A 4,077-nucleotide genomic window follows, 5' to 3' on the forward strand; every position below is an offset into this window, starting at 1 on the left:
CCGGCCGGGCGGGTTTCAAACCCGCCCCTACGCGGTCACAGCACCTTGGTGACCAACTTGACGGCCGGGTCTTCCAGGTCGGCGTCGATGCGAAAGCCCAGGGACTTCATCAGGGCCAACATACGGGTATTGGCGGTGAGGACCTCCCCCTCCATGACGCGGAAGCCTCGCCGGCGCGCGTTGGCCATCAGCGAACGCATGAGCCGGGCACCGATTCCCAGGTTACGCCAGGTATCGGAGACCACGACGGCAAACTCGCACGCCTCCCCCCCGGGACGGGAGTTGTAGCGTGAGATCCCGACTGCCTCATCTTGTCCATCGCGGTCGATCACACCGATCAGGGCCATCTCCCGGTCGTAGTCGATGTGCGTGAAGCGCACCAACATCTCCGGGGTCAGCTCCTTGATGGCCTGCATGAAGCGGAAATATTTGGTCTGTTCGGAGAGCCCGCGAACGAACTCCTGGGTCATGTCGGCATCCTCCGGGCGGATCGGGCGGATCACCAGATCCTTGCCGTCCGGGAGCTGGACGCGCTCCATGAGGCTGACCGGATAGGGGTGGATGGCCATGTGGCCATAGGTGGTCTGCTGCGGCGGACGGTAATTGACGCAGATCCTGGCATCCACCGCGAGCACCTCCTTGTCGTTGCCGATCAATGGATTGATCTCCATTGAGAGGATCTCGGGCAGCTCGCAGACCATCTCGGAGACGCGCTGCAGAATCTCCGCCAGGGCCACCTTGTTCATGGACGGGATCTGCTGGCGGGCCTCCATCATCCGCGCCACCCGGGTGTGCTCGATCATCGTGTGGGTGATGAATGAATTGAGCGGCGGCAGCCCCAGGGCACGGTCCTCCTGCAAATCGACCTCGGTGCCGCCGGCCCCGAAGCTGATGACCGGGCCGAAGATCGAATCGCGCTTCACACCGACCGCCAGCTCGCGGGCCGCGTGTTTGGAAACCATGCGCTCCACGGTCACCCCATCGACCCGGATATCCGGGCGCAGGCGCTTGGCACGCTCCACGATCTCGGTATAGGTGCGCCGCACCGACTGGGCGTCGGCGACATTGAGCACCACCCCGTCCACGTCCGACTTGTTCTCCAGGTCCGGGGAGTTGATCTTGACCACCACCGGAAAGCCCAAGGCCTCCGCCGCCATCAGCGCCTCGTTCGGGCTGTTGGCCCGCACCGCGTGCATGGTGGGGATGCGGAAGGCGGCGAGGATCGCCTTGGCCTCGATGATGCCCAAGAGCTTGCGCCCCTCGGACATCACCCCTTCAATGATCAGGCGCGCGCCCTCCACGTCCGGAGGCTCCTGGTGCGACAGGGGTCCCGGGGACTGCATCAGCAGGCGCTGATTACGCAAGTGCCTGGCGAGAAATGAGAATGCCTTAATCGCCGTCTCCGGACTCTCGAAGTGAGGAACATGGTATTCGGCGAACAGTGCCTGGGCCTCGGCCACGCGGTTGCCGCCCATCCAGGAGACGATCACCGGTTTCTTGTTCTTTTTCATCGCCTCGATCACCTGCTCCGCGGTGAGCGTCGGCTCGCCAAAGCCCAGGGGGGCGAAGATCACCAGTATCCCGTCGATCTCCGGATCGGCGAGACAGGCATCCAGGGCGACCCGATAACGCTCTGGGGAGGCATCGCCGATGATGTCCACCGGGTTGCCATTGGACCAGTAACTCGGCAGGGCCTGTGCCAGGACTTGGCGGGTGGCCTCCGAGAGTAGCGGCAGGCTGAGCCCCAGGTCCTGGGCGCGATCCGCCGCGAGCACCCCGGGCCCACCCCCATTGGTGATGATGACGATGCGCTCACCGTTGAGCCGCCGCCCGGTCCCGAACACCTGGGCGGCGTCGAACAACTCCTCCAGATGCGCCACCTGGACCACTCCGGCGCGCTCGGTGACCGCCCGGAAGACCTCCTCTGAGCCGACGAAGGCGCCGGTATGCGAGCGGATGGCGCGGGTACCGGCCGCATGCCGGCCGGCCTTCACGACCACCACCGGCTTGAGCCGCGCCACCGCCCGCAGACCACTCATGAAGCGACGGGCGTTACGGATGCCCTCCACATAGAGCAGGATGCACTGCGTGTGGCTGTCGAGTGCCAGGAAGTCGAGGATGTCGCCGAAGTCCACATCCGCCGCCGCGCCCATGGAGACCACGGCGGAGAGCCCGAGCTGGCGCCGCTCCGACCAGTCGATCATCGCGCTACAGATCGCCCCCGACTGGGCCACCAGGGCGACATTGCCGCGCCGCGGCATGTCGTGACCGGCGCTGGCATTCAGCCCATGCTGAGGGCGGATCACGCCGTGACAGTTGGGCCCGAGCAGGCGGATGCGGTTGCGCCGCGCCGCCTCCACCAGCCGGTCCTGCATGGCCGCACCCACATCACCCCGCTCGCCGAACCCGGCCGAGTAGACTACCGCCACCTGCACCCCATAGCCCCCACACTGATCCAGAATGCCCACCACCTGATTGGCCGGGGCGGCGATCAGCGCCAGATCGACATGTTTATCAAGCGCGCTCAAATCCTTATAGCACGGATGCCCCGCCACCTCCGTGTACTTGGGATTGACGGCGTAGGTTTGACCCTTGAACGTCCCGGCCAGGATGTTGCGATAGACCTGACCGCCGACTGAATCCGCGTTGTCGCTGGCCCCGAAGACGGCCACGGCACTGGGGGTGAACAACTGATCTACATCGGACAAATGCATGGGGGGACTGCCCTCCCGGGCACGATTCGGTTTAAGCTGCGGCCGTGCCGGCGCGGCTCACGCCGGGCGGCACAGGAGACCATCATCAACAAGTACCGCGCGGGACGCCGTGGCTCAACGTCAGCGTGCCCGCGCCTTGAGGACCGACCATGAACCTCGCCTTTATCTCCCACGAGTGTTGCCGGGAGCACCAAATGGGCGCCTTCCACCCGGAAGGCCCAGAACGGCTGCATGCGATCTCCGACCGCATGATCGCCTCCGGCATGGAAATGCTGGTCACCCATTATGACGCCCCAGAGGCCACCCGGGAGCAACTGGCGCGGGTTCATGATCGGGACTACATCCAGCGTATCTTCGCGGCCGCACCATCCGGTGACGAACTGGCCTGGCTGGACGGCGACACCGCCATGAACAAGGGTACCCTGCCCGCCGCGCTGCGCTCCGCCGGGGCGGCCATCCTGGGGGTCGATCTGGTCATGGGCGAGAAGCACCACGCCGCCTTCTGCTGCGTGCGCCCGCCGGGTCACCACTCGGGACGCGACAGCGCGGCCGGTTTCTGCTTCTTCAACAACGTGGCCATCGGCGCCGCCCACGCACTCGAGCACCATGGGCTCAAACGGGTCGCGATCATCGACTTCGACGTCCACCACGGCAACGGCACCGAGGAAATCTTCACCGGCGAGCCGCGCGTGCTCTTCTGCTCCAGCTTCCAGCACCCGTTCTACCCCGGCACCGGCGCCGACACGGTGGAGCCCAACATCATCAACCTGCCCCTGCCGCGCCTGACCGGCGGGACCGAGTTCCGCGCCGCCGTGGAGCGCGCTTGGCTGCCGCGCCTGGATGCCTTCGCCCCCGAGATGATCTTCATCTCCGCCGGGTTCGACGGACACGCCGAGGACGACATGGCGCACTTCAACCTGCGCGAACCGGACTATGCCTGGATCACCCGGGAGTTGCACCACCTGGCCACCAAGCACGCACACGAACGGATCGTCTCCTGTCTGGAGGGAGGCTATACCCTGTCGGCCTTGGGCCGGTGTGTCAGTACCCATGTGGACGAGCTGATCGGGCACGCGTGAGCGCTCGCAGTCGGCCGGACGGCCGTTGCTGCACCGCAACATCAGGATAGGCGGGAACGGTCGCGGATGCAATGCTGATGCGACCAGGCCCGCCGCGAGGCCGTCCGTCGGCGCTGGCCCGTGGTTCAGCCCGGCTGGCAGCGGCGTAGGTTGGGCTGAGGAACGGACACTGGTGGCGAATTCCGCAGCCGGGCGAGGCGGATGCCGAGCCGACAACGCGGCGACGTTCGCCTACACTGGAGGGACCGGTTGTGCCCTGTTGTTTCGGAGGCTTTCTGTGTCGC

General features: G+C 66.0%; 2 protein-coding genes. One reads left to right on the forward strand and one right to left on the reverse strand.

The genetic code is table 11. From position 1 onward, the window contains the following. Positions 1–35 precede the first annotated feature (35 nt). Positions 36–2,714, reverse strand: coding sequence for a bifunctional acetate--CoA ligase family protein/GNAT family N-acetyltransferase (locus QZY44_RS27875; protein WP_295455779.1), 2,679 nt, complete (start codon positions 2,712–2,714; stop codon positions 36–38). Positions 2,715–2,863: 149 nt separating this feature from the next. On the opposite strand from QZY44_RS27875, the gene QZY44_RS27880 reads away from it, so the two are divergent. Then, positions 2,864–3,793: a histone deacetylase family protein gene (locus tag QZY44_RS27880; RefSeq protein WP_295455781.1), complete on the forward strand. Its 930-nt coding sequence runs from the start codon at positions 2,864–2,866 to the stop codon at positions 3,791–3,793. Positions 3,794–4,077: the final 284 nt, after the last annotated feature.

This window comes from uncultured Thiodictyon sp. (assembly GCA_903837595.1).
Taxonomy (GTDB): Bacteria; Pseudomonadota; Gammaproteobacteria; order Chromatiales; family Chromatiaceae; genus Thiodictyon.

What these genes read in the sequence shown, in the direction of transcription:
- QZY44_RS27880 (WP_295455781.1), top strand. Translation starts at nt 2,864, where the DNA reads ATGAACCTCGCCTTTATCTCCCACGAGTGTTGCCGGGAGCACCAAATG.
- QZY44_RS27875 (WP_295455779.1), bottom strand. Translation starts at nt 2,714, where the DNA reads ATGCATTTGTCCGATGTAGATCAGTTGTTCACCCCCAGTGCCGTGGCC.